The sequence below is a fragment of the Sodaliphilus sp. genome (genome assembly GCF_045598405.1).
GTDB lineage: Bacteria > Bacteroidota > Bacteroidia > Bacteroidales > Muribaculaceae > Sodaliphilus > Sodaliphilus limicaballi.
In genome coordinates this window covers 1-2815 of record NZ_JAZLLZ010000185.1, presented here as the reverse complement: position 1 = coordinate 2815, position 2815 = coordinate 1, and the positions used below count along the sequence as shown (strand labels likewise).

The following is a 2815-nucleotide window of genomic DNA, read 5'->3' as shown; positions in this document are numbered from 1 at the left end:
TTTGCAGACTCCCCGCGCAGATCTCACAGAACACACGAAAAAAAATATCAGCAGATTGCAGATTAAACTGAAAAATAACAGTTTTTTATATTTTCAGCTTATTTTCAGTGTATTTCAAGCGCAGCGCCACCACCTAAATACAACCCAAGACAAAAGGCGCTTCGCTTGAAATCAACTAAAAATTATCAAAAAATTTATTCTTTGTCAACATCCTCATGTTACACATTCAACTTTAGCTTTTATAATAAATGATGCTAATTTATTGTCCAGTAGGACAATATCTAAATAACCCCCACCGCCGAACGTAGTGGCGGTGGGGGTATAGGTAAACCGTAAAAATGCGTCCAGCAGGACGCTAATCGGAACAAATTGGTGAGACTCAAATGGTTCCATATGCTAAAGTTGAGTTATAGATAACCACTTCCCGGGCTGCATCACTGCAGTCCGGGATTTTTTGTCCGTATTCTCGTTTTTTATGTCCGTAACATCTTTGATGTTATGGTATTTTTTATTACCTTTGCATAGTTAATGACGCAACTAAAACTAAAAACAATAAATAATCATTGATAAACTTCAACTTCAACTAAACTATGGCAAAATTTTTAGCTCCCCCGGCTCACAAGCCCGAACAAACCGGCCCTGAAGCCGACCGCCGCTACCGTGCGCTGCGCTGGCAGGTATTCTTAGGAGCCTTCATCGGTTATGCTGCATTCTACATTGTGCGCAAGAACCTTTCGATGGCGATTCCCTCTATCACCGAACTCACTGGTGGCAACATCACCAAAGGCGACCTGGGTACAGTGCTCGCAATGAACGCCGTGGCCTACGCGTTTGCAAAGTTCTTCATGGCAACTATCAGCGACCGCAGCGATGCTCGCAAGTTCCTCCCATTAGGCCTCATCTTGAGCGCATTGTCAATGCTGTTTATGATTGTGCCCATTGCAGGACTAGATATCGCCAACAACCCCGACAACAAGTGGTGGGCAATCGTGATAATGGGTGTGCTCAACTTCCTCGTGGGTTGGTTCAACGGCATGGGATGGCCTCCGTGCGGACGTGTGATGACTCACTGGTTCTCACAGAATGAACGCGGCACATGGATGAGTTTCTGGAACTGCGCCCACAACGTGGGTGGCGGTCTCGTGGGCCCCATGGCAACATTCGGTGCGCTATGGTTCGGTAACTGGTTCTACGGTGAGCACACCGAGCTTTACTTCCTTGCCGGAACATTCATCTTCCCCGCTGCTGTGGCATTGCTCATTGCACTTATCGCTTACTGCTTGCTTCGCGACAACCCCCAGAGCTGCGGCCTCACTTCGGTAGAGAAATGGCGCAACGACTTCCCCAAGAACTACAGCGAGAAGAGCGAGCAAGTGCTCTCAACCAAGGAAATTCTATTCAAGTATGTCCTCAACAACAAGATGTTATGGTTTGTAGCTCTTGCTAATGCATTCGTTTACCTCGTGCGCTACGGAGCACTCGACTGGGCGCCCACTCTGCTCACCGAGAAAGGCATCGACATCAAGAGCGCAGGATGGGCTTATTTCGCATTTGAGTATGCAGCAATCCCAGGAACTATCATCTGCGGATGGATTAGCGACAAGGTGTTCAAGGGCATGCGTGCATTGCCCACCATCATCTTCATGGCTCTCGTTGCCATCTTTGTGGTAATCTATTGGCAAGCTGGCGACAACCTCATGCTCAACCTCGTGGGTCTCGTGGGCATCGGATTCTTCATCTACGGTCCCGTGATGCTCATCGGCGTGCAGGCTCTTGACCTCGCTCCCAAGAATGCAGCAGGCACAGCAGCCGGTCTCACTGGCTTCTTCGGCTACTTCTTCGGTACAGCGGTTCTGGCTAACACCCTGCTCGGTTACATCGCCGAGAGCAGCGCCGACGGCACTTTCATTCTGCTTCTCGCAGGTTGTGCATTGTCAATTCTCTTCATGGCGTTCACCTACAAGGAAGAGCGCTATCTCATGAGCAAGAAATAATACATCCCCCTGAAATATCAAGCGAGGCGACTTCACATCGAAGCCGCCTCGCCTAGTTTTTTTATAATTACCCTAGAATACACTACTTCACGATTGTAATAAAACTATTTTCACTCTTGACCTTTTTGCCATTCACATAGTAATCAGGACTTTCCATTGCCCCTAACGGATTGTCTATCTGCAATGTGTCGCTCTTGCCATCGGGCCAGCAGATAACTACTTTGGGGCACTCCTCAAGCTTGATGCCTAGTTTGGCATCCGAGAAAACACAAAAGTGAACACGATCCCCTTTAACAAAATTAGCATATTCATTGCTGCCCCGAAGGCTGTCGGGCGTAACAGAGTCGCATGGATTAGGCATGACAAACGTGAAAACACTGTCGCCATAAACACGCTTAAACTTCAGATCATATACATTTATCATCCCGGGAGACAAAGAATCGCAAAGCAAATTTTTACCCTCGGCATCAGTCACCTGAACATAATAATACAGATACGGATAACGCTGACAACCAGAAAACACGCTGGCCGCAACAAGGCAAAGCAAAGAATATAAAAGTTTTTTCATACAGGATTTCATTGTGAATTTTGAGCAAATTTAATAATAAATCATGACAACAGCAAGACATCAGGGCAACCGCATCAAAACTTGCCAAAACTTCTCGACTTCCCCCACGGAATATTGGATCAGGTTTTGGACCTAAAATGATGGGAAAAACAAAAAAAACAACATCTTGTAGGAATATAACTGCTAACACTTTTGTGTAACATGAGGATGTTGACAAAGAATAAATTTTTAGTTAATTTCAAGCGAAGTGCCT

Annotated in this window: 2 protein-coding genes; one reads left to right on the top strand and one right to left on the bottom strand. The window is 46.1% G+C overall.

The features are described 5' to 3' along the window. Positions 1 to 590 precede the first annotated feature (590 nt). The gene (locus ACKI3C_RS12200) at positions 591 to 1994 is read left to right on the top strand and encodes an MFS transporter (protein ID WP_407405448.1); all 1404 of its coding nucleotides are present in this window, start codon (positions 591 to 593) and stop codon (positions 1992 to 1994) included. 82 nt (positions 1995 to 2076) lie between these two features. Here ACKI3C_RS12200 and ACKI3C_RS12195 read toward each other — a convergent pair whose 3' ends face one another. Continuing rightward, a complete protein-coding gene (locus tag ACKI3C_RS12195; RefSeq protein WP_407405446.1) occupies positions 2077 to 2562 on the bottom strand; it encodes a hypothetical protein in 486 nt (161 codons plus the stop codon). Positions 2563 to 2815 lie beyond the last annotated feature (253 nt).

Coding starts and splice junctions, on each gene's coding strand:
- ACKI3C_RS12200 (WP_407405448.1), top strand. CDS start 591: ATGGCAAAATTTTTAGCTCCCCCGGCTCACAAGCCCGAACAAACCGGC.
- ACKI3C_RS12195 (WP_407405446.1), bottom strand. CDS start 2,562: ATGAAAAAACTTTTATATTCTTTGCTTTGCCTTGTTGCGGCCAGCGTG.